Source organism: Filomicrobium sp. (assembly GCF_025698805.1).
GTDB classification, from domain to species: Bacteria; Pseudomonadota; Alphaproteobacteria; order Rhizobiales; family Hyphomicrobiaceae; genus Filomicrobium; species Filomicrobium insigne.
On the sequence record NZ_JAILWT010000004.1, the window covers coordinates 145,466 to 169,067 of the forward strand.

The window sequence follows — 23,602 nt, forward strand, 5'->3', positions numbered from 1 at the left end:
GGCGATCGCTCCCACAAACTAAAAGACGAGCAGCGCTGTGAGGCACCACTCGTCTGGAATTTACCCGCCTTCTGGCGATGGAGGCGGGATCAGCCCCGCAAACGTCCTCTTACGATGCGCGGAAACTCCTCTTCCGTCTCAACTCCGGCGAATTCGCTATAACGGTCCGCGCCGCTTACACCGTAACCGGTGCTCGGCGACCCGGCCATGGACCGCTCAGCAGGGCGCTCGTTCTGCCGATAATCCAGCTGGCGTTCATTTCCCCGGCCCTCGGGCCACCACGCATCGGCCGGCGCCATCTGCCGGTTGCTCGCCTGATATTTATGGTCAGCGTCAGCATACTGCGGGGCGGACGGGGCTGGCGCACCCCGCATCGAACCAGGAGGATTCCCTCCCGACGATGGTGCCGCACCAGAAGGTGGCACTCCCGATCCAGAAGGACGTTGCACCGCTTCGCGCTGCCCGCCTCCAGTGAACCACGCCTCGATGAGGTCAAGTTCGGCGGCGGTCAACTGCAGGCCTTGGCGCTTGCAACGCGCTACGACGAAGTTGCGGAAGCGGCTCGCAAACAGGCTTGCAGAAGCCCCTTGTTCAAACCAGGGGTCAGCTTCGCTCACAACTTCGAGAATGAAGCGTGCATCATCCTTGCGAAGTTCAATGCCGAGTTCGCGTGCACGGTCGCAGATGTTTACCAGCGTGCGTGCGCCCGTCAGGCCGTTCGTCTCGATTTCCTTCGCCATGACATCGAACAGCGCACGGTATTCGGGAGGCGATAGGGGAGGCGCCTGGCAGGCTTCATGAATACGTGCGATCGACTGCTGTAGAGATGAAGCGCTTTCCGCACTCTCCACCTGACCAGACTGCGGGCGCACGGCGTCCTGGCGGGCATCATGCCGCCCCGCATCCTGATGTTGTGGCGATGGTGCAGGTTGCCGTGATGCCGGCGCCTGTGCCCGAGGTGCAGGCGCATGACGGTCCTGCGCCGGGGCGCGGTCGTCATACGTCGGTTGTGCAGCGGGCAAATAACGCTGGCGTGGCTGCTGTGCGGGTGCGGGTTCACGCTCAGGCGCGTGGTGAGCCGCCATTCCCGATTGGCCACGGTCGAGTGGTATCTCGCTGAAGCCTTCAGGCAACTGATCGAACCGTGGCTCCGCACGCAACTGCTGGCGTGGCTGTTCTTGCCGTTCCTCAGCGTGTGATCTGGGGGCCGGTGAGAGCTGACGGCTTGTGTCGTAGACGTAAAACGGTGCAGAATCAGACAGCTTGATGCCGGTTGGTAAAGCGCCAGCCAGAAGATCGCGGAAGCTTCCAGCTCCGCCCCAAGCCGAACCGACAGTGCGCTCGTGCCCCAGCGCGCGCACAGCGCGATCGGCCAGAGATTCCAGCAAAACCGGCTGACTAGCGGAGCGGACCGTTGCGAGCACCTCGCCGATGATTGCCTTACGGGCGTCGGCCAGCATCTCGGGGCTTGGCAGCCCCTTTTGGGGCGCCGCGCGAGCGACGGCTGCCGGGCTCGGTTCCGCCTCGGCGCTTCCCTCCATTAGAAATGCGATAAGATCGCTTTCACGCACTTCACCGTCGCTAATCGCAGTGTAAGGCGCGGCCGTATAGTCGTTCGCGTATACGACGGTGCGGCGCGCGTGCTGACGCAGACGGTGCAGCAACGGAGTGAAGTCGGCGTCTCCCGACAAGATGATGAATTCGTCGAAGTACGTGTCGTGAAGCAGGTAGTCGCGGACATCCATAACCATGCGGATGTCTGCCGAGTTCTTCAGCTGAGCTGTGAGCGGAGGGCAGTCGATGACTTCAAAACCCGCGCGGAGATAGTGGTGGCGAACAAACGGGAAGGAATTCATATCCGTCGCGTTGTCCTGTGCGTTCCGTCGTGGCACCGGATTACCGTAGCAGCGGTTCATCACGATGCGACGTGGCATATCCAGAGAAACGCCATTGGTCGGCGTGATCAGTTTGCCAGAAGCGATCGCCTGAACCCAGCGGCTGGCGTCCTTTGCGAACCGAACAGCCGCTTCCTCACTCTTTCGCTTCAACGACAGATAGATGTTGTCGTAGTCAACGAACACCGTACTGAGCAACGACCCTTTAAACTCCCGATTCATGCGACACCCGCCCCCGCTAGCGATACACTTTTCGCTTCGGGCCACTCGCTCAAATCCGGTGTACTACACATGCACTACGCCGGACCGGAACGGATGTGACGGGGCAATTAGCAGCACTCAGCGCGCTACCTTCCAGCCCCTTCGCCATCTGGCCCTGAAACCCTCACAATCCAGTCTTTATGAGTCGGACATGCGGAACAAGGCGCTGCCAGCCACACACGTACAGCCCCTAAAGACCATATTTAAAATTCATATCTTTCAGAGACTTACATACTAGAATTGAGCTGAACAACCCGTGGAAAACTCTGTGCAGGAACATTCTCGTCATGCCTAAGCTGCGCCACTAGGCGATTCGCCCCCCGGTTCGAAACCTTCGGGTGCCATGACGAAGCTGGAAAACTCAAATCCGGGTGCAACGGTGCAACCAACAAGTGAGAACGTTCCCAGGCTCCGCGCCTGTTGCCAATGACCTGCCGGCACAACGCCTTGGGGGCGCTCACCAGCAGCTAAATTCTTACCCAGGATCGTGCGTGTCGCCGCGCCATCCGGTGGAGCAATGCCCAGCTCTAGCGGTGCGCCGGCATAGTGATGCCAGACCTCAGCAGCATCGACGGTGTGCCATCGGGACACCTCGCCCGCACGCAGGAGAAAGTAGATTGCCGTAGAAGCCGCACGCTCTCCCCCACGAAATGGTGCGACACCCGCAGGGTCACGATAGGTTTCGCGAAAATGCCCCCCCTCGGGATGCGGCTCCAGTCCCAACAGCACAATGATTTCGTCGGCGGTTAATCCGTCCATCGCCTCGCCCTCCCCAATCTTCGTGGCCCGGCTTGCCCCGCCTTCAGGCGTTGTCCTTGCGGGTACGGACTTCGGCAAACACCTGCCAGTCCTCGTCGTCACTCATTCCGATTGCCGCTTTGAGCTCAGGCTCGCAGGCACGCAGGAACGGATTGGTTTCGAGCTCGGCTTCAATCGTGGTTGGCAGCGTCGGTTTCTTGTCCTTACGCAAAGCCTCTACCTCTTTCGCGCGCACTTCGAGCGCCTTATTGTCCGGCTCAATCGTGCGTGCGAACTGGGCATTGGACAACGTGTACTCATGGCCGCAGAAGACAACGGTGTCTTTGGGTAAGCCACGAAGTTTGGCCAGGGACGCCCACATCATCTTGGCATCACCTTCGAAGACACGGCCGCACCCCATCGCGAACATCGTATCGCCGACGAATGCTAGCTTGGCTGCAGGAATATGATAGCTGATGTGGCCCAGTGTGTGCCCGGGTGTCGCGAGAACCGACACGTCAAAATCGCCGAAGCGAAATGTTTCACCGCCACCGACGGGTCTGTCGAGACCCGGGATTTTCTGTGCTTCGTCCCGTGGGCCGATGATTTCACACTCGTGCGTCGCTTTGAGAACGACGTTGCCCCCGGTGTGGTCCGCGTGATGATGCGTTGTAAAAATATGGGTCAGACGCCAGCCCGTGTGATCGAGAGCTTGTTCGACGGCTGCAGCGTCCGGCGCGTCGATAGAAGCGGTCAACCCGGTGGCCGGATCATGTACCAGAACGCCATAGTTATCGCTACGGCAGGGAAATTGATATGTTTCAAGGTTGGTCACGGCGGCTTCCTTCAGTGTTATTCGCCAATCATCGAGCCGACTTCGAACGGCTCGACGACCTTGCTTTTGAGCTGGAAACACTATGGCTGATGCTGTTGTTCCAAGCAAAAGACAGCTCACATGCTCGCCATCGCGTTGAAATCGTGCATCATTCCATGTCTTAGGGTCGAATCGTCAGGGACGAATCATATCAATTCATTTCGACGCCGTTGTAAGCGGATCGTCCGACATCGTTTTTGGTTGATGCCTACATGCACATCGACGTCGCAGTACTGAGAGATTTCTATGCGAGTCCGCTCGGACAAGTGGTCCGGAGGCTGATCGCCGGACGTATTCGTGCACGCTGGCGCAACGGCACCTCGGGGACCATGATCGGACTCGGTTATCCCATTCCATATCTGGGTGCTTTTCGCGGCGAGGCCCGACGTATCGGCGCGCTGATGCCGGGGCCGCAAGGCGCGCTGGTCTGGCCCCGCGAAGGTCTCAAGCAATCGGTCTTGATCGATGAAGAGATGCTTCCGTTACCGGACAATTCCGTCGACCGGCTATTGGTGGTCCATGGGCTCGAGATGGCTGGGCGTGTGCGCCCGGTGCTGCGCGAAATGTGGCGTGTGCTCGCGCCAGAAGGTCGGTTGCTGATGATCGTCCCCAATCGGCGCGGAATGTGGGCCCGCACCGACCGAACCCCTTTCGGCTTTGGGCGCCCCTACAGCCGTGGGCAGGTCGAAACAATGCTTAAGGACGCGCTCTTTACACCCATTGAATGGGGTGAAGCACTCTACGTGCCGCCATTCAGCCGCGATACGCTCTTGCGCACAGCTGTGGCGTGGGAACGCATGGGCGCACGCATCACGCCAGGCTTTGCCGGCGTCATTATCGTTGAAGCTAGCAAGCAGCTTGTGGCGCCTATTGGTAAAGTTCGAAAGGCCCGGATATTGGCTGATCTGGTCCCTGTTCCGGGTCAACTCGCCGGAGCGAAGCGCTCGGACAAGTCGCAAACCGATACCTGAACCACCCGATTTCACCGCGCCGGCTGTGCTTTCTTCAATCGAAAGACGGCCTTTTCTCCCAGCAGGTTCTGGAGACTTAAGGACCTCTTGATCGGTAGTCGGCGGCCCGCGCTGTTGAATGCGACCGCCTCTTCGACGTCCGCGTCGATCGTTTCGCAGAGATCGTAGAAATCGCGGATCGTACACAAGTGTGCGTCGGGGCTCAGATACCAAGGCTCGGGCAGATTCCGCGTGCGCGGCATACGACCGTAGAGCAGCAGATCCGTCCGAATGCGCCAGTGCCCAAAATTCGGAAACGACACAATGGCGTGCCGTCCGATACGCACCAAATTCTCCAGCACAGCTTTCGGATACTGCGTGGCCTGGATCGTCAAACTGAGGACCGCATAATCGAACGCTTGATCGGGATAGTCGTCGAGATCGATATCGGCGTCACCTTGGATCACCGATAGCCCACGCGTCACGCAGGCATTGACCTTATCGCGTGCGAGTTCGACGCCGCGTGCATCAACGTCTTTTGTCTCGGTCAGAAGATGTAAGAGAGCGCCGTCACCGCAGCCGACATCCAGGACTCGGCTTCCCGGTGTCACCATTTCCGCAATCAACAAGTGGTCGACGCGATGGGTCGGCTCGTAATCCGCATGGGCAGATGACATCGATTAAACTGTTTCCCCGTGTTCTCGAGCTTTAGCGCGCGAGCCCGCGCCGCTTGGCGCAGGAATTTATGAAACCTTCAACGGTCGCGGCAAATTCCGGCTCCTCCAGCAGGAAGGCGTCATGCCCTTTGATGGAGTCGATTTCAACGAATGAGACGTTGGCCGCGACGGCGTTCAATGCCTGAACTATGTCGCGACTTTCCCGCGTCGGGTAGAGCCAGTCGGACGTGAAGGACACGACGCAAAACCGCGTCTGCGTTCCACGGAAGGCGTTGGCCAACACGTCTCCATGCTCAGCGGCGAGATCAAAGTAGTCCATCGCCCGTGTGATGTAGAGATAGCTGTTGGCGTCAAACCGATCGACAAAGGTGGAGCCCTGGTGGCGCAGGTAGCTCTCCACCTGGAAATCGGCATCGAACGAAAACGTCCGCTCGGACCTATTCTGGAGGTTGCGGCCAAACTTTTCGTGCAACGCGTCTTCCGAGAGGTAAGTGATATGCGCCGCCATGCGGGCCACGCCCAATCCGTTGCGCGGCACCAGTCCCTTCTCGTAGTAGTTGCCGCTGCACCAATTTGGGTCCGCCATAACAGCTTGGCGACCGACCTCGTGAAACGCAATGTTCTGCGACGAATGCCAAGCGGCCGTCGCGATAGGGATCGCCGAGTACACCCGCTCCATATGACGGGAGCACCAACCGAGCACCTGCATACCGCCCATCGAACCGCCGACGACCGCAAACAGTTGGTCGATGCCGAGATGATCAATAAGACGCACTTGTGCGTTGACCATGTCGCCAATGGTGATGACAGGGAAGTTCAGGCCGTAGGGGTGCCCCGTCTTGGGATCTATTGATGCGGGGCCGGTGGAGCCCATGCAGCCCCCGAGAATATTCGGGCAGATAATGAAGAAGCGGTCGGTGTCGATTGGTTTACCCGGCCCGACCAGTCTTTCCCACCAACCCGGCTTCCCAGTGACCGGATGACGGCTTGCCACGTACTGATCGGCCGTCAGCGCGTGACAGATCAAAATGGCGTTGGATTTGTCGGCATTGAGCTGCCCATAGGTCTTGTAGGCAATAGAGAACGGCGCAAGCAGCTTTTCCCCGTCCAGCTTCAACGGCTCAGAGTCCGGGATGGTCAACACTTCGCACTCCGGCGCAAGCATATGCGCACGGGCCTTGGCAGCCGCGTTTTCTTCCGGGATGTGCTTTAAGGGTGCCGTCATTCCGCTATGTCCTGAGGCCGTTAATTCTGCTCCCAAGGCTCGTTGGCTATGGGGAGGTGTCTGCATGATTTATCCGAAAGTGGTTCCGGTTCGCGACGTTTGCTAGGCCGGACAGCCCAATGTCAACTTTTCTTTGCGTTCGCGAATGTCGAGGCCTATCAACTGTACCCGGCCGATGGCCACCCTTTATCGCTTGGCTGTCAGAGCCGGCGCAAGGGGCAGAAGCCACCAAACCCGAATTGCCAACCTAAGTTAAAAAACGCATGACCGCGCCGCAACCCAAGCCAGGAATCCTGGATATCAGTGCTTATGTGCCTGGTGAAAGCCGCACTATAGGCAATGTGAAGCCAATCAAGCTCTCCTCGAACGAGACGCCGCTCGGGCCAAGTCCGACTGCTGTCGCCGCTTTTCGGGCCGCCGCCGACAGTCTTGAACGCTATCCGGACGGGTCGGCTTCGGCACTTCGGTCCGCGATCGGCGCGCGTTATGGCCTCAACCCTGATCGCATCGTCTGCGGCGCCGGGTCGGATGAGCTTTTGAATCTGGTTACCAGCGCGTATCTGGGCGCCGGCGACGAGGGCATCTATACGGAGCACGGGTTTCTCGTATATCCCATCGCGATCCGGGCAAACGGCGGCACACCCGTCGTCGCGGCCGAACGCGACTTTACGTGCGACGTCGATGCCATTCTGGATTGCGTCACGGATAAGACGCGGATCGTGTTTCTGGCCAATCCTAATAATCCGACCGGCACATACATTCCTATTAAGGACGTGCGACGGCTCCGCGCGGACCTTCCGCAAAATGTCGTCCTGGTGCTCGACGGCGCCTATGCGGAGTATGTTCGGCGCAACGATTACGAAGCCGGTCTCGAACTGGTCGCGACCACCGCGAACACTGTGATGACCCGCACGTTCTCGAAGATTCACGGCCTAGCCGCACTACGGCTCGGCTGGGCCTATTGCCCAGAAGACATCGCGGACGTGCTCAACCGGATTCGCGGGCCGTTCAACGTATCCGCACCCGCTATTGCTGCGGGCGTTGCCGCAATCTCTGACCAAGCCCACATGGAAGCGGCGATCATGCATAACGATCGCTGGCTCGCTTGGCTTACGGAGGAGGTTTCGGCGTTAGGTTTCAAAGTCACGCCAAGCGTTGCGAACTTTCTTTTGATCCATTTCGATGGGATTGCCGGGCTTACGGCCATCGCCGCAGATGATACGCTCAAGGGGAAAGGTATCATCCTGCGCCGGGTTGCGGGGTATGGATTGCCGAATGCTCTTCGTATGACGGTTGGAACAGAAGCTGAAAACCGCGCCGTCGTTGAGGCTCTCAAAGAGATCGTGACGAGGGCCGCAAAGGACGAACTCCACCCGCAAGAGGCTTTGCGCAAATGAGTGCCCCGTTGTTCGACAAGGTGGCGCTGATCGGGCTTGGGCTGATCGGTTCCTCCATCAGCCATGCTACGCGCCGCGCGGGATTGGCGAAGTCCATCGTGGGATCCGCGCGAACGCCGGAGACCCTCGCGAAAGCGCTCAAAATCGGCGTGATCGACAAAGGGTTTGGCTCTGCTGCAGAGGCCGTTCGCGGTGCCGATCTCATTGTTCTCTGCGCACCTGTCGGGGTATGCGGGGCACTAGCTCAGGAGATCGGGGCTCATCTCAAACCCGGTGCGATTTTGACCGATGTCGGCTCCGTGAAAGCTGCGATTGTGCGTGATGTGGCTCCCTCTGTACCCCAAGGGGTACATTTCATACCTGGTCATCCGATCGCCGGTACCGAGGAGTCCGGGCCGGAGTCGGGTTTTGCCGAACTCTTCGATGGGCGGTGGACGATCCTGACGCCGGTGCCTGAAACGGACGCAGGAGCCCTACGCAAGCTCACGACGTTCTGGCAAAAGCTTGGGGCGAACGTAGAGATCATGGACCCGGAGCATCATGATATGGTGCTCGCCATCACCAGCCATGTGCCGCACTTGATCGCCTACAATATCGTGAACACCGCTGCACATCTGGAGCGGGTCGCGGACCGGGAGGTGATCAAATTCTCCGCCAGCGGCTTTCGCGATTTTACCCGTATTGCTGCCTCCGATCCGACGATGTGGCGCGATATTTTCCTCAACAATCGCGAAGCGGTCCTTGAGATGCTCGGGCGTTTCACCGAAGATCTTTCCGAACTGCAAAAGGCGATCCGCTACGGTGACGGCGACACTCTGTTCAAGCTCTTCACCAACGCCCGTGCGATGCGGCGCGGCATCATCGAAGCCGGGCAGGATACCTCCGCACCCGATTTCGGCCGTGCTAGAAAGACAACCGGAATGGGTAGCGACCAACGCTGACAACGTGGACACCGGATCCTCATTCGGATGGTTTACGTGAGCAACAAGAAGGACCGGGGAGAGATTTGAGTCTTTGGGTGTTCGGTTACGGATCGTTGATGTGGCGGCCGGGGTTCCGGTTCCAACGAGCCGAACACGCTCGCCTTGTCGGATTTAGCCGGTCGTTCTGTGTTTTCTCCATGCACCATCGTGGCTGCGAGACACGGCCCGGGCTCGTGCTCGGGCTTGATCGCGGTGGGGCCTGCGAAGGCATGGCCTTCCAAATCGCTGAAGAAGATGTCCCGGCGACACTCGCCTATCTACGTGAGCGCGAACAGGTCAGCGGCGTCTACCGCGAGGTGCGGTTGCCAATTACTCTGCTCAACACACAACGTCAGCACGTGCACGCGCTTACTTACGTCGTCGAACGCGCACATCCCAGCTACGCATCACGGTTGCCGCTCCAGATCCAGGCTCGACTGATCCGAGGCGCGTGTGGGACATCAGGTGACAACATCACTTATGTGCTCAACACCATGTCGCATTTGAGCGACCTAGGCATTCGCGAGCGCCAATTGGAGCGCCTGCTCGCCTTAATCGGGCCGCTCGTCGCATCGCGCCAGACAATCAATGGCGCTCAATGCCCACACGTGACAAGCCTCAGCCGGGCGGTCCGCAATCAGTTCCGCGTACGCCAGCCCCTACGCCTGTCGGAGCGCCGCCGCTTTATCTACCGCCAAAAGATCCGCCAAGATTAGTTTGCTCGCGCAAAGCGATTTTACTGATCATGCCCGCGCGCCAGCGTAAGTTCCGGCGCGCGGGCATCGACCACCCCCTCCAGGCGGTAGGCCCCGTCGTATCTCAAGGTGTAAGCGCGAATGCCACCCGCTGGTCCGACTTTCGCCAGTAGGCGTCTGCCATCGGCGCGAACTCCAACCAATACGCCACTGCGTTTGCGCCTCCCGGCATGTTCGACGACAGTAGCTCCGGCAGATGGCATGATTTCAACAGGCGAACGATCAAGTACGAGCAAACGCTTTGTTCTACTGATGCCTGCGCATGCTGGCCGAGCCTGAGGGGCGACAGATGGCTCAGCTTCCGATGGTGTCGGTGAGGGCGTCTCAGCGACGGCCGGAGCCGGAGCCTCGGCAACGGCGGGTTCTGGCCTCACCTCGGCTGGCTTCTCAGGTACCACCGGCTCAGTCGCCAGCACCGCTGCCGGTGCCATTGGAGCGGATTCCGCAGGCGTAAGTTTGGGCTTAGCTACAGTTTCAGTGGGCTTAGGCTGAGCCTTAGCCGGTTGGCTTTTCTTTTTTCGCAACAGCCAATTGAACATATCGTCCCTCGCCATAACACGCCCTCGTCGGCGATTTCGTGGCAAAACATATGCCAATTGTTAAGGGCTTAATTTTGAATGTTTTTTCATAAAAGCGTGGAGGTTGTGCCTGCTTGATTGGCAGTACTGTGCTGAATATTCGGGCAGCAGGGGGGGGAAGGAACCTCGCGGCTACAATCAATAATGCTCAAGCGGTAGAAACTCTAAAAACATTCAACCTTTATCTCGCTCAACTGAGCGTCTGCATGCCGGCGCCCCCGTGACGAAAAGCTCAAAGAAAAGTCACACGAGTTTGATCGCAAAACGAACCGTGTCACCAGGGAGACCTCACTCGGAAATACATAAGTCAAATTATGTAGTTAGATCTTCTAATTTGGTTCTCGGGAGGACAATCTCCCCCAAGTCAAAACCTGGAACGTCGTATCTAGAAGATTAGTTATCCCTCCATTCTCCGCATTCGCCCCGCTGCAATTTGCGCCCGCGAATGCGGATCAGAACGAAGGAGTAGATTATGTCGTTCAAACCAAAATCGCTGATCGCCAGCGTTTTTGCCTTGGGTATTCTTGGCGCAGGGGTGAGCGCGCAAGCTCTGGCAGCTCCTGCTGGCGGACTAACGAACCTAAGTACCCCTGGCGGGGGCGCCAACAGTTTTAACGTGATCCAAGTCCGCAGTGGCGGTGGAGGTCACGGCGGTGGTGGCGGGGGCCACGGTGGAGGAGGTCACGGAGGCGGCGGCCACATGGGTGGCGGCGGACATGGCGGCCACATTGGCGGCCCGAATGTTCCGCATGGAGGCATGTGGCACGGCGGTGGCGGTCACCACAGGCATGGCGGCCACGGTTGGCGCGGTCCCTATTGGTATGGCGGTCCCATAGTGTATGGAGGCGGCTACGGTTATTATGACGATTACTACGATGACTATGACGACTATGGCTATGCTCCGAATGTCGTGAGTGCATCATCTGCCGTCGCGCGTTGTGAAGAACGGTTCCGCTCTTTCAATCGTCGGACTGGAAAGTACACGACATACAGCGGCGAAAAGCGCGTATGTCCGTATCTGCGCTGATTTATTCAACGGCTTGTAGACTGGCCCGCGTCTCGTCCGGAACCCGGCCCGACGCGGGCCCGAATTCTTTCTTCAAGACACGGCGCTGCGGCAAGTACATCTGCCGTCTCGCAGCATCGGTACGCCGACCTCACAATGATGCGAGCTAGCTCCGTATACCATTCATCATGGAACAGAAGCTTCCCTCTTTCGTTGCCTCCTTGAAGCGGCAGCAGCGTCAAAGTCTGTCGCATGTGTCGAACGCCAGCGTGCGACGACACAAATTACGAAGGAGATGACATGACACTCAAGTATAAGTCACTGATGGCTAGTATAGTTGCTCTCGGGCTCGCAGGTGCAGGCATAAGTTCGCCGGCGACTGCGGTCCCCGTAAGCTCCGGTCTTCAGCAGCTCAACCACGCCGTCGCCAACGATAGCAATTCCGGCGTCGTCCAGGTGCGGCATCGGGGGCGCGGATGGCGGCACCATCGAGGGGGACACCGGCACGGCTGGCGACACCGGCACCGTAATCGCGGGGCAGCTATTATCGGAGGTGTTATTGCTGGAGCGCTGATCGCGGGAGCTATTCGCGAAGGCCGCGCCAGTTCTTCGGCCGTTGAGCGATGCGAAGACCGTTTTCGTTCTTTTGATCGCCGAACGGGCACATATACGACCTATGGTGGTGAAACTCGAGTTTGTCCGTATCTACGCTGATCGTTCACCTTCGATTTACCAATTGTAATCTGAGTCGAAAGGCCGGGCTCTAAGGTCCGGCCTTTCTATGATTATTTTCGAATTTGCACTGCAGCACAATTACTTTGGCACGCTATAACTTGAGGCCGAACTATGGCTCTGGATGCTGCAAAACTCTTGCGCTTCGCTGTATTTCGGGCCATATACGCGCCATCGAATACGCCTTGGTACACTCTACTACACGGCACTACACGGCCTGCACTAGACGTCTCCATCGCGCGATTTGATCCCCGGGAGCAATCCCGCTTCTGGGAAATGCCATACGCTTTTGGAGGCAGTCATGGCGAATGGAACCGTTAAGTGGTTCAACACGCAAAAAGGCTACGGCTTCATTCAGCCGGACGATGGCGGAAACGACGTTTTCGTTCATATTTCGGCGGTGGAACGTGCCGGTATGGCGACTCTGAACGAAGGTCAGAAGGTCGCCTACGAGCTCGAAAAGGGCCGTAACGGCAAATACGCAGCTGTCAATTTGCGCGCCGAATAATTCGTCTAGACCGTCTCAGGTCAGGCCAACTAAGCGGGGAGGGCAGCAACTGCTCTCCCCATTATCGGTTGTACGCAAATATTGAGAATTAGGAGACTTGATGGCCAAAGAAGAGATGCTCGAATTCGAAGGCGTCGTGGACGAAGTTCTTCCCGATGCCCGCTGTCGGGTGATATTAGACAATGGGCACGAAGTTGTCGCCTATACGTCCGGACGCATGAAGAAAAATCGAATTCGCATCCTGGCTGGTGACCGCGTCACGATCGAGATGACACCCTACGATCTCACCAAGGGACGGATCAACTTCCGACATAAGGATGCGAGATCGGCTCCGCCGTCTGCGGGAGCCGGCGGCCCGCCAGGTGGTGGACAACGCCGCCGCTAGTAGTCGCAAGAGCTTTACATCATTGCGAAGCTTTCTTCGTGGCCGCCTTGGCCGCTTCCACAGCGGCCAAGGCGGCCATGTTTACGACACGTCTTACTGTTGCCGTGGACTCCAACACGTGCGCCGGCTTGGCTGTCCCGAGTAGAATAGGTCCCACTGTCACCCCGTTGCCTGCTGTCATCTTGATCAGGTTGTAGGCAATATTGGCGGCATCGACATTCGGCATAACCAATAGATTGGCATCGTGCTTGAGCCGGGAGTCTGGTGACACCTGCCCCAGCAACGCCATAGACAACGCCGCATCAGCGCGCATCTCGCCATCAACTTCGAGTTCCGGCGCTCTGCGATCGAGAATGGCAACGGCTTCGCGCATTACGCGAGCTTCCGGCGTATCCGAACTGCCGAAGCTTGAATGTGAAAGCAACGCCACGCTCGGCGTCAATCCGAAGTCTTTCAGTTCCTCGGCGGCCAACAACGTCATTTCTACGATTTGCTCGGTTGTCGGCTGGCGATTGACGTAGGTATCGCAGACAAAGAGCTGCCGATCCGTCAGCATCAGCATGTTGAGCGCAGCAAGCGTGTTCACACCTTGTCTCGTGCCGATTACTTCGCGAATACACGAGATATGCTCATCGTAGGTTCCGCGCACGCCGCACAACATCGCATCGGCAAAATCGCGGCGCAGGTACATCGCGGCAATCAGGGTCGGGTTCGCACGGATTGTCTGACGCGCAGACGCCTCGCTCTGGCCTTGCCCGTGCATCAACTCGCAATACGCACTTTCAATCTCGGCTTGGCGCGGATCGGAAGAGGGATCGATAATCTCGCAATCCTTGCCGGCGGCGAGCCTAAGGCCCAACGACCTAATGTGTTTGTTGATTTCCTCCTGGGCACCGACGAAAACGGGATACCCCATGTCCTCGTCGACGACCGTCTGAGCTGCCCGCAGAACGCGTTCATCGTCGCCCTCTGCGAAAATCAGGCGCTTCTTTTCACGCTTGGCCGCATCCAGAACCGGCTTCATGCTCGGGCCGGACCGATAGACAAAGCGCGATAAGCTGAAGCGATAGGCTTCGAGGTCTACGAGCGGTCGTGCGGCAACGCCCGAATCCATCGCTGCTTTGGCGACGGCGGGGGCAATACGTTCGATAAGCCGCGGGTCGAATGGCGTCGGAATGAGGTATTCCGGCCCAAACGACTGCGGCTCCGCCCCGTAGGCGCTGGCGACAATGTCTGAGGTTTCCGCTTGTGCCAGTTCCGCGATGGCTTTGACGGCGGCCACCTTCATTTCCTCGGTGATTCCGGTTGCGCCGACATCAAGAGCGCCGCGGAAGATAAACGGAAAGCAAAGAACATTATTGACCTGATTGGGATAGTCTGACCGGCCAGTGCAGATCAGGACATCGGGGCGTACCGCCTTTGCGAGTTCCGGGCGTATTTCCGGTTCGGGGTTGGCCAGGGCCATGATGATTGGCTTGTCCGCCATCTCCGTCAACATTTCCGGCTTCAGGACTCCCCCTGCAGACAGACCTAGGAAGATGTCAGCTCCGGGCAGTATCTCGGCCAGAGTTCGGGCTTCGGTTTCCTGCGCGAACCGCTCCTTGTACTCGTCCATCAGTTCGGTGCGGCCTTTGTAGACAACGCCCTTGATGTCGGAGATCGTGATATTTTCACGCTTGAGACCAAGATTGACGAGCAAGTCCAGACATGCGAGGGCTGCGGCGCCAGCGCCTGAGCCCGCCAGCTTGACGTCCTCAATCTTCTTGCCGACTAGTTTCAATGCGTTCGTGACGGCAGCCGCAACGATGATGGCCGTACCATGCTGGTCGTCGTGGAAGACAGGAATGTTCATACGTTCTCGGAGCTTGCGCTCAACGATGAAACACTCCGGGGCCTTGATGTCTTCGAGGTTGATGCCACCGAAGGTGGGTTCCATCGACGCGATGATCTCGACCAGACGGTCGGCATCGTTCTCGGCGACCTCAATGTCGAACACATCGATACCGGCGAATTTCTTGAACAGGCAGCCTTTGCCTTCCATCACGGGCTTGCCGGCCAGCGGCCCGATGTTCCCGAGGCCGAGCACGGCCGTCCCGTTGGTGATAACGCCAACCAGATTTGACCGCGCTGTCAGGGTCGCGGCTTCGGCGGGCTCATCCTTGATTGCAAGACAGACGTAGGCAACGCCGGGCGAATACGCGAGCGACAGATCCAGCTGGTTCGTCAGATCTTTGGTCGGTTGTATCGAGATCTTTCCCGGCTTCGGACGGCGGTGATAATCAAGCGCCGCGGCGGCAAGCTTCTCGTCCATGTGGCTCCCTTTAGGTGGGCTACCGGTCGGTGATTAGCCGCCGGTTCAGCGCTTTCGCGCCGGAGGTAGATCGGTACAAGTCCCCTCGAAGACCTCCGCAGCCATACCAATGGACTCGGAAAGCGTCGGGTGAGGATGAATCGTTTTTGCGATGTCGACAGCATCAGCGCCCATTTCAACTGCCAAAGCGACCTCGCTAATCAGATCACCGGCATGGGTGCCAACGATGCCTCCACCAATAATCCGGTGGTCATCTACATCGAACATCAGCTTTGTAAAACCTTCATCGCGTCCGTTCGCGATGGCGCGGCCCGAAGCTGCCCAGGGGAATACCGCCTTGGTAAACTTGATCCCCTTCTGCTTTGCTTCGGCCTCCGTGAGCCCCGCCCAGGCGATTTCTGGATCGGTGTAGGCGACGGCGGGTATCTGACGCGCATCGAAATAACTCGGCTTGCCTGCTGCTGACTCGGCGGCCACGTGGCCTTCGTGGACAGCCTTATGGGCCAGCATCGGTCCCCCGGCAATATCGCCAATGGCATATATATGCGCGACATTAGTCTGCATCTGCTTGTTGGCCGCGATAAAGCCGCGCTCATCGACAGAGACGCCAGCCTTGTCGGCATCGATGCGTTTTCCGTTCGGACTGCGGCCCACGGCGACAAGCACCATGTCATAGACCTGCGGATCCTTTGGCGCGTTCTTGCCTTCAAAGGTGACGTGGATTCCGTCCTTCTTGGCGGCGGCAGACACCGTTTTTGTCTCAAGCATAATGGCATCGAACCGATGGGCGTTCTTCTTTTCCCACACCTTGACCAGATCGCGGTCAGCGCCAAGCATCAGCCCGTCGAGCATCTCAACGCATTCCAGGCGCGCGCCCAGCGCGGAATAGACCGTCGCCATCTCAAGGCCAATAATGCCACCGCCGATCACCAGCATCTTTTTGGGGATCTTGCGGAGTTCAAGAGCGCCGGTGGAATCGACGATACGCGGATCCTCGGGGAGGAAGGGCAGCTTTACCGCTTCCGAACCCGCCGCGATGATCGCCTTTTCAAACTTTACGATCTTGGTGCCCGATCCATCACTCAAAGCGACTTCAATGTGATACGGATCAAGGAAGCGACCACTTCCCGTCACAACCGTGACTTTACGTGCCTTAGCCATGCCGCCGAGGCCGGTCGTCAGTTTAGAGACGATCTTATCTTTGTGTTCCCGCAGAACCTGTAGGTCGATCTTGGGCGCGGCGAATTTGATCCCGTGTGCACTGAGGGCTTGGGCCTCCTCCATCACGGCGGTCGTGTGTAGCAGCGCCTTGGAGGGAATGCACCCGACGTTGAGGCAAACGCCCCCCAGAACCGGCCAGCGTTCAATCAGAACCGTTTCCATCCCAAGATCGGCTGCGCGGAAAGCCGCCGAGTACCCCCCTGGTCCAGAACCGAGCACAACCATTTGGCAGGTGACGTCGGCTTTGCCCGCATATTCAGATGTTGCAGCGGCTGGTGCCGGAGTTGTGGCTTCAGGGCTCGCAGCGGTCGATGCTTTTTCGGGAGTACCTGCTTCCTTTGCCGGCTTTGCTTCGGCTGCTTCTCCGGACGCATTCAGCGTCAGGATTACTGAGCCTTTGCTCACCTTGTCGCCGACGGCCACCTTGACCTCGGCAACGGTGCCGGCTTCTGGAGCCGGGATATCCATCGTCGCCTTGTCGCTTTCCAGGACGATGAGCGGATCTTCCGGCTGAACCGTGTCGCCGGGCTTCACCAGGATTTCGATAACGGGAACATCGCTAAAGTCGCCGATATCGGGAATACGAACTTCTTTGACGGTCTCTTTAGCCATTGTGGTCTCCGGGATGTTCGTCAGAGAACGAGCTGACGGACATCGGCAAGTACGTCCGCAAATTTTCTGGTGAAGCGCGCGGCCAAGGCCCCGTCGATAACGCGATGGTCGTAGGACACGCAGAGCGGCAACATCAGGCGCGGCTTAAATTCGGCCCCATCCCAAACGGGCTTCATCGCCGCGCGAACAACACCGAGGATTGCCACTTCCGGTGCGTTGACGATCGGCGTGAAATTCGTGCCGCCGATACCGCCTAAACTCGAAATCGAGAACGTTGCGCCCTGGATGTCCGCAGGCGTTATCTTGCCGTCGCGCATGCGGGCGGAGACTTCGCTCAGCTCCTGCGACAACTCCATGATGCCTTTGCGATCAACGTCCTTGATCACAGGCACAACGAGGCCGTCCGGCGTATCGACCGCGATGCCCAAGTGGTAGTATTTCTTAAGGATCAAGGAGTCTTTGGTCGGGCTCAGAGACGCATTGAACGTCGGATACGCCTTAAGCGCGACGACCGCCGCCTTCATGAGGAAGGCGAGCAAGGTAACGCGGTAGCCTTTCTCCTTGGCAGCCGCGTCAATCGTCTTACGGTAGTTTTCGAGATCAGTGATGTCCGCTTCATCTGTATGCGTGACGTGCGGAATGTTGAGCCAAGCGCGATGCAGTGCGGGTCCGGAAAGCTTCCGCAGGCGTGTCAGGGGGATGGTTTCGATCTCTCCGTATTTGGAGAAATCCTGAGCCGGAATATCGGGAATACCGCGGCCGGACATACCCGCATCCGGTGCACCCGCCAGCGCCCGTTTGACGTCGTCCTTCGTTACCCGGCCTTTTTCGCCTGTGCCCTTCAGTTGGGTCAGGTCGACACCAAGCTCACGAGCCAGCCGACGGACCGACGGGCTTGCATGAACTCCGCCGAAGTCCATCGGTGGTGGCAGTCCGCTCGAAGAGGCGCCGCCGGATGGGGGCGGTGTGGACGGTTCAGTTTTCTGCGAAGCGGGCGGTGTGACCACCTCAGGCGCAGGTGGAGGGGGGGCAGCGCTCTGCTTGGGTGCCTTGCCGCCCGCACTTGCGACATCAGCTGCCGACTCCAGCTTGATAATGGCGCTGCCTTCGCTGACCTTGTCGCCGATGTTTACAAGAACTTCGACGACTTTGCCTGCTGCGGGAGAGGGGACTTCCATCGTCGCCTTGTCGCTTTCCAGCGTTACGAGCGGGTCTTCCGGCGAAACCTCGTCACCTGGTTTCACCAAAACTTCGATCACTGGAATGTCTTGGAAGTCACCAATGTCTGGGACCTTTACATCAATCAGGGACACTGGCTGCTGGCCTTTCATTGACGGGCGATTGTGTGAGGTTCGGCCGAAAGGGCCGATGATGGAAACGGATCGGAACTAAACGGTGGCGGGATCGGGCTTTTCGGGATCAATGCCGTACTTCTTGATCGCCTCGGCGACCTTGGTAGAGGGCACCTTGTTTTCGTCCGCCAGCGCTTTCAACGCCGAGACAGCGACGAAGTGGCGGTCCACCTCGAAGTGACGGCGAAGCTTGCGCCGGAAATCCGAACGCCCGAAACCATCGGTCCCCAGCACGCGATAGGCGCCTGGCACAAAGTCTCCGATCTGGTCCGCGAATGCCTTGGTGTAGTCGGTCGCTGCGATGAAGGGGCCTTCACCGCGTCCGGCGAGTGTTTCAGTGACGAACGGCACGCGCGCAGGCTCCAAGGGATGAAGCATGTTCCAACGTTCGATGGCTCTGGCTTCGCGGCCGAGTTCGGTGAAGCTTGTTACAGACCAGATATCAGCCGAAATACCGAAGTCCTTCTCAAGGAGTTCGGCGCCTGCGATGACTTCACGGAGGATCGCCCCGCAGCCCATCAGCTGCACCTTAAAGCCCTTGGCCTCTGGATCAGCGGCCTTGAGCAAGTAGATGCCCTTAATGATCCCCTCTTCAGCGCCTTCCGGCATCGCGGGGTGTTCGTAGTTCTCGTTGAGAACGGTGATGTAATGGAACACGTCTTCCTGGTCACCGATCATGCGCTTTAGGCCGTTCTGGATGATAACGGCGAGTTCGTAAGCGTACGTTGGGTCGTAGGAGACGCAGTTGGGGATCGTGGACGAGAGAATGTGGCTGTGGCCATCCTGGTGTTGGAGGCCTTCACCGTTGAGCGTCGTCCGCCCCGATGTGCCGCCAATCAAGAAACCACGCGCGCGCATGTCGCCCGCTGCCCAGGCAAGGTCACCGACCCTCTGGAAGCCGAACATGGAGTAGTAAATGTAAAATGGGATCATCGGGCAATTGGACGTCGAATAGCTCGTCGCCGCCGCGATCCAGCTCGACATGGCTCCGGGTTCGTTGATGCCCTCCTGGAGCATCTGACCGGTCTTGTCTTCCTTGTAGTACATAAGCTGGTCGGCATCCTGCGGGCTATAGAGCTGCCCGGCCTGGGAGAAAATGCCGAACTGACGGAACATGCCCTCCATGCCGAAGGTGCGGCTTTCATCGGGCACGATCGGTACGACCCGCTTGCCTAGGGATTTGTCGCGCAACAGCGTATTCAGGATGCGTACGAACGCCATTGTCGTAGAGACCTGCCGGCCTTCGCCCGAGCCCTTGAGTTGTGTTTCAAAGGCCGACAATGGTGGCACCTGAAGCTCAACATCAGATTTTGGGCGGCGCACGGGCAGATAGCCGCCCAGTGCTTCGCGCCGCTCGCGCATGTAGCGCATCTCTTCGGAATCTTCGGCAAACCGTACGAACGGGATCTCATCGATTTCATCATCGCTGACCGGGACCTCAAAGCGGTCACGGAACTGCATCAGGTCCGCGCGGCCCATCTTCTTCTGCTGGTGAGTAATCATCTGCCCTTCGCCAGCAGACCCCATGCCATAACCCTTGACGGTTTTGGCGAGGATCACCGTCGGCATCCCCTTGCTGCTGACAGCGGCCTTGTAAGCGGCGTAGACCTTGCGCGAGTCGTGGCCACCGCGCGTCAGCTTCCAGATCTTGGCATCGGACCAATCCGCAACCATCGCCGCGGTTTCAGGATACCGGCCAAAGAATTTCTCACGGATGTAAGCGCCGTTCTTCGACTTGAAGTCCTGGTACTCGCCGTCGACACATTCTTCCATGAGCTGGCGCAGACGCCCTGTGTGATCGACAGCCAGAAGCTCATCCCACTGAGAGCCCCAAATGCATTTGATCACATTCCAGCCGGAGCCACGGAAATCCGCCTCCAACTCCTGAATGATCTTACCGTTGCCCCGGACCGGCCCATCGAGCCGCTGCAGGTTGCAGTTGACGACAAAAATGAGGTTGTCGAGCTTTTCACGGCCCGCTAGCGTGATGGCTCCAAGACTCTCGGGCTCGTCCATCTCGCCATCGCCGCAGAACACCCAAACCTTACGGTTCTCGGTATCGGCCAAGCCGCGGCAATGCAGGTATTTCAGAAAGCGCGCCTGATAAATTGCCATCAGCGGCCCCAATCCCATCGAGACCGTCGGGAACTGCCAGAAATCAGGCATCAACCAAGGATGTGGATAGGACGACAGGCCCTTGCCATCCGTCTCCTGACGGAAATTCAGGAGCTGCTCTTCCGTGAGACGCCCCTCAATAAAGGCGCGGGCATAGATGCCAGGCGATGAGTGCCCCTGCACCATAATTAGATCGCCCCCGTGCATTTCGCTGGGAGCGTGCCAGAAGTGCATGAATCCGGTGTCGTAGAGCGTCGCCGCGGACTGGAAGCTCGCAATGTGGCCGCCGAGTTCGCTAGATTCCTTGTTGGCTTTTAGGACGATCGCGGCAGCGTTCCAGCGGATTGCGGCACGGAGGCGGTGCTCGAGCGTATAAACACCAGGATACTCGGGCTGCTCACCGACCGGGATCGTGTTGATATATGCCGTGTTGGCGGCGAAGGGCAGCTTGGCACCTGAGCGGCGCGCTGTAGCGACGACGTGCTCAAGAATATCGTCGGCGCGACCGGACCCCTCAAAGGCAATCACTGAATTGATCGCGTCCACCCATTCGCGGGTTTCGGCGGGGTCCGTTTCGTACTCGTTCGACATTCAAATTCTCCAAACGGCAATCGGCACGAACGCGCGCCAGCACATTGCGGCTGCAGGGGCCCTCCGACATCTAACGAACGGCGGCTCGTGATGTGATCATACTATAGGCTTGTGCTGGCCTTATATACAGAGGCGGTGAGCCGGAAACATATCTTCTCGCGCAACCCTGCTGTGCAGGTCGCGTTACGGCACGTGGCGCGGTGTTGTGTAGACATCAGTGATGCCCAACCAAGTTAAGGCGGCGCAATCTCTCAGCCATCACGCGCATGACATGAAACGCGAAATCCGGATCTTCGCGGATGATCGCGAAAAAGGCATCCTTGTCGAGAACCATGACGTCGGTTTTCTCAGACGCCAGCGCCGCGGCGCTGCGCGGTCCACCATCGACAAACGCGATCTCGCCGACGATGCCGTTTGCGCCAACTTTTTCGAGAACTTTGCCAAACGTGATGACTTCGACCCGGCCGGTGCGCACAACGTATAAGACGTTGCCGTGCTCATTCTGTAGGAAGATTTTCTCACCGGCGTCGAACGAGTGGGAACGGGCTCCGAGCCGCTCCATATGATCAAAATCGAAATGCATGGCGGTATTGTCCGACATGGCTGGCGATGAATGCAAGACCAGCCGATCGTGAACTTTAGTGCTGACCCGATAACGCGGCCAGCAAAAAAGGCCGCACGTCTGGAGAGCGGAACGTGCGGCAGTTTACAGGCATGCTAAAAAATCGTTCGCGCCGGCCACTTATCCCAGCCTGCGCAACCGTAGTCGCAGATGCGGCTACCCTCATCGACCCATCTGGCGAGCGTGCTGCGCTGACTGATCAGAATCATCTTCTGACCGCCCCAACAACGCAGCACGCAACGCTCAGTGGGAGCTGCGTGAATTTCCTTCGGACGTGGATGTCTCGCCGAGAAGGCGCATGACATCGTTGATCGCCGAAACATAGCCGTAGTGCCAGTAGGCCTGCTCAGCTGTGCCGGATTCGAGATGTTTCTGATCGAACATCGTGTAGGGCGACTCGTTCTCGAGCCACTCGCTAACCTCGCCCTGGCGCTTGGCCAGGAGACGCATTACTGAACCGTTACTCATTTGACGTGCCCTGTATTTTTTTATGTCTGCTATGCTGCCTTTGTAACAGTGCCAAATTGCGATCACGCTAGCTAAGCCGTGCAAGTTTCGCTCGAATTTTATCTATCTCTCCGAAATGCCCGTAATTCGGGCTTTTTGGTATGAATTGAGGGCCAAAAAAAATTATATTGGCCGACAGAAAACTCTGGAAGTAGGCTCAAAGCCCTTTGAGTTGCCCCTGCAGGCCGGCTAAGTGCTCGCGCAAATCGGCCAACTGCATGTCCAAGCGCTGTTCCTCAGCGAGGGCTTCCCGCCGTTGGGCCTTGGTGTCGTGCAGTTTTCTGTAAACTTTCTCATCGGTCTGAGTAGCATGCGCTACTCCAGATGACGGAGGCGCAACGTCGCGGCCTCGCTCTGTCCTCTTTTTCTCAAACTGGATGACCTCCTCGAGCGCTGCGACGTAGCCTTCGGTAGACTCACGAACCGCTTGCGCCTGCATCATCGCTTTTGTTTGCAGTGCACCTAACTGTTTTTGAAGTGCCAATAGCTCTTGAGTGACTTTGCTAGCTTGAGAACATCCGCCCCTAATCGCAAGCGACGGTGTCTCGCGTTGCAATGAGATGGATTGGCTGGTTTCAATGGCTTCGCTAATATCGCAAACAGCGATCTGACGACCCCGATCCAGAACCACCCCTTTCGTACACAGACCGCGCAGGGTATCGGCATTGTGCGAAACAATAAGAACGGTACGTTCACTCGATATCAGCTGTTCGATCAACTCCTTCGCTCTAGCCCGGAACGCAGTGTCTCCGGCAGAGAGTGTCTCGTCGATCATCAAAACATCCGGCGGAAGATGAAGCGCGAGGCTGAACCCAAGGCGAAGCCGCATCCCAGCCGAATAGGTTGCAACGGGTTGGTCCACCCACGCACCAATGCCAGCGAACTCCACGATTTCCTGAAACTTTGAAACCACCGTCTTGGGGAGATGCCCTTGATAGAGCGACGAATTGTAAACATTTTCCCGGCCGGTCAGGTGGGGTTGGAAACCAGCCCCGGGTGAGAGTATGGCGGCCGACAGATCCGGCGCCACGCCGATCTCTCCTTCGTCCGGAGAAATGATGCCTGCGATGGCGCGGAGAAGACTCGATTTCCCGCTGCCGTTGTTGCCGAGAACGCCGATCGCTTCGCCGCGCTGAACTTCGAAGTTGATGTCACGCAACGCCCAGTGGCGCCGCCCCCACAAACGCGACGCGCCCCGTCCTAACGGTAACTTCACGCCCATACGCGTCACGCGTACGGCTAGGCCTTGAGCGATATCGTTTGCGCTAAGTTCGCGCGGTCTCCCGGACGTCACTTCTTCTTTCTTCGGCTTTCCCCCCCTCACGTTA

General features: G+C 58.3%; 21 protein-coding genes. 8 read left to right on the plus strand and 13 right to left on the minus strand.

What is annotated here, in order from left to right:
* Positions 1-89: 89 nt before the first annotated feature.
* From K5845_RS11650 to gloB, 3 genes are all read right to left on the minus strand, one after another.
* Positions 90-2,117 (minus strand): NYN domain-containing protein, encoded by a 2,028-nt coding sequence (locus tag K5845_RS11650; protein WP_287959035.1) that lies wholly within the window; start codon positions 2,115-2,117, stop codon positions 90-92.
* Positions 2,118-2,447: 330 nt separating this feature from the next.
* A complete protein-coding gene (locus K5845_RS11655; RefSeq protein ID WP_287959036.1) occupies positions 2,448-2,915 on the minus strand; it encodes a cupin domain-containing protein in 468 nt (155 codons plus the stop codon).
* Between the two features lie 43 nt (positions 2,916-2,958).
* Complete coding sequence (gene gloB / locus K5845_RS11660; RefSeq protein WP_046478210.1) at positions 2,959-3,729, minus strand: hydroxyacylglutathione hydrolase; 771 nt, start codon at positions 3,727-3,729, stop codon at positions 2,959-2,961.
* A 251-nt stretch (positions 3,730-3,980) separates the two neighbouring features.
* Between gloB and K5845_RS11665 the strand changes: the two genes are divergently transcribed.
* Positions 3,981-4,739, plus strand: coding sequence for a class I SAM-dependent methyltransferase (locus K5845_RS11665; RefSeq protein WP_046480236.1), 759 nt, complete (start codon positions 3,981-3,983; stop codon positions 4,737-4,739).
* 11 nt (positions 4,740-4,750) lie between these two features.
* On the opposite strand, the gene metW is transcribed toward K5845_RS11665, so the two are convergent.
* On the minus strand, positions 4,751-5,395 hold the full coding sequence (gene metW / locus K5845_RS11670; RefSeq protein WP_046478208.1) for a methionine biosynthesis protein MetW: 645 nt from the start codon (positions 5,393-5,395) through the stop codon (positions 4,751-4,753).
* A 31-nt stretch (positions 5,396-5,426) separates the two neighbouring features.
* Entirely contained in the window at positions 5,427-6,620 is a 1,194-nt protein-coding gene (gene metX / locus K5845_RS11675) for a homoserine O-acetyltransferase MetX (protein WP_502814135.1), read from the minus strand.
* 263 nt (positions 6,621-6,883) lie between these two features.
* On the opposite strand from metX, the gene hisC reads away from it, so the two are divergent.
* The 3 genes from hisC to K5845_RS11690 all read left to right on the plus strand — a co-directional run bounded on the left by hisC (position 6,884) and on the right by K5845_RS11690 (position 9,695).
* Positions 6,884-8,017 carry a histidinol-phosphate transaminase gene (hisC, locus tag K5845_RS11680; protein ID WP_287959037.1) on the plus strand — a complete coding sequence of 378 codons (1,134 nt, stop codon included), beginning with the start codon at positions 6,884-6,886 and terminating at the stop codon, positions 8,015-8,017.
* On the plus strand, positions 8,014-8,958 hold the full coding sequence (locus tag K5845_RS11685; protein WP_046478205.1) for a prephenate/arogenate dehydrogenase family protein: 945 nt from the start codon (positions 8,014-8,016) through the stop codon (positions 8,956-8,958). The genes hisC and K5845_RS11685 overlap by 4 nt, the downstream gene beginning before the upstream one ends.
* A 65-nt stretch (positions 8,959-9,023) precedes the next feature.
* Positions 9,024-9,695, plus strand: a complete 672-nt coding sequence (locus K5845_RS11690) for a gamma-glutamylcyclotransferase (protein WP_342027526.1) — start codon at positions 9,024-9,026, stop codon at positions 9,693-9,695.
* Positions 9,696-9,715: 20 nt separating this feature from the next.
* On the opposite strand, the gene K5845_RS11695 is transcribed toward K5845_RS11690, so the two are convergent.
* A complete protein-coding gene (locus K5845_RS11695; RefSeq protein ID WP_287959038.1) occupies positions 9,716-10,288 on the minus strand; it encodes a hypothetical protein in 573 nt (190 codons plus the stop codon).
* Positions 10,289-10,784: 496 nt separating this feature from the next.
* On the opposite strand from K5845_RS11695, the gene K5845_RS11700 reads away from it, so the two are divergent.
* The 4 genes from K5845_RS11700 to infA all read left to right on the plus strand — a co-directional run bounded on the left by K5845_RS11700 (position 10,785) and on the right by infA (position 12,943).
* Positions 10,785-11,339, plus strand: a complete 555-nt coding sequence (locus K5845_RS11700) for a BA14K family protein (RefSeq protein ID WP_046500775.1) — start codon at positions 10,785-10,787, stop codon at positions 11,337-11,339.
* 279 nt (positions 11,340-11,618) lie between these two features.
* Entirely contained in the window at positions 11,619-12,032 is a 414-nt protein-coding gene (locus K5845_RS11705) for a BA14K family protein (protein ID WP_160298699.1), read from the plus strand.
* A gap of 319 nt (positions 12,033-12,351) precedes the next feature.
* On the plus strand, positions 12,352-12,558 hold the full coding sequence (locus K5845_RS11710; RefSeq protein ID WP_046478201.1) for a cold-shock protein: 207 nt from the start codon (positions 12,352-12,354) through the stop codon (positions 12,556-12,558).
* Between the two features lie 100 nt (positions 12,559-12,658).
* Entirely contained in the window at positions 12,659-12,943 is a 285-nt protein-coding gene (gene infA, locus K5845_RS11715) for a translation initiation factor IF-1 (protein ID WP_046478200.1), read from the plus strand.
* A 19-nt stretch (positions 12,944-12,962) separates the two neighbouring features.
* Here the strand turns inward: infA and K5845_RS11720 are convergent, their stop codons facing one another.
* The 7 genes from K5845_RS11720 to K5845_RS11750 form a co-directional block, all read right to left on the minus strand.
* Entirely contained in the window at positions 12,963-15,254 is a 2,292-nt protein-coding gene (locus K5845_RS11720) for an NADP-dependent malic enzyme (RefSeq protein WP_090225910.1), read from the minus strand.
* 45 nt (positions 15,255-15,299) lie between these two features.
* Entirely contained in the window at positions 15,300-17,087 is a 1,788-nt protein-coding gene (gene lpdA / locus K5845_RS11725; protein ID WP_287959039.1) for a dihydrolipoyl dehydrogenase, read from the minus strand.
* Between the two features lie 20 nt (positions 17,088-17,107).
* Entirely contained in the window at positions 17,108-18,400 is a 1,293-nt protein-coding gene (gene aceF, locus K5845_RS11730; RefSeq protein WP_244466766.1) for a dihydrolipoyllysine-residue acetyltransferase, read from the minus strand.
* A 75-nt stretch (positions 18,401-18,475) separates the two neighbouring features.
* A complete protein-coding gene (aceE, locus tag K5845_RS11735) occupies positions 18,476-21,145 on the minus strand; it encodes a pyruvate dehydrogenase (acetyl-transferring), homodimeric type (protein WP_046478196.1) in 2,670 nt (889 codons plus the stop codon).
* 214 nt (positions 21,146-21,359) lie between these two features.
* On the minus strand, positions 21,360-21,728 hold the full coding sequence (locus K5845_RS11740; RefSeq protein WP_287959040.1) for a Crp/Fnr family transcriptional regulator: 369 nt from the start codon (positions 21,726-21,728) through the stop codon (positions 21,360-21,362).
* A 282-nt stretch (positions 21,729-22,010) separates the two neighbouring features.
* On the minus strand, positions 22,011-22,235 hold the full coding sequence (locus K5845_RS11745; protein ID WP_139165272.1) for a hypothetical protein: 225 nt from the start codon (positions 22,233-22,235) through the stop codon (positions 22,011-22,013).
* Between the two features lie 196 nt (positions 22,236-22,431).
* Positions 22,432-23,598, minus strand: a complete 1,167-nt coding sequence (locus K5845_RS11750) for an ABC transporter ATP-binding protein (RefSeq protein ID WP_052743843.1) — start codon at positions 23,596-23,598, stop codon at positions 22,432-22,434.
* Positions 23,599-23,602: the final 4 nt, after the last annotated feature.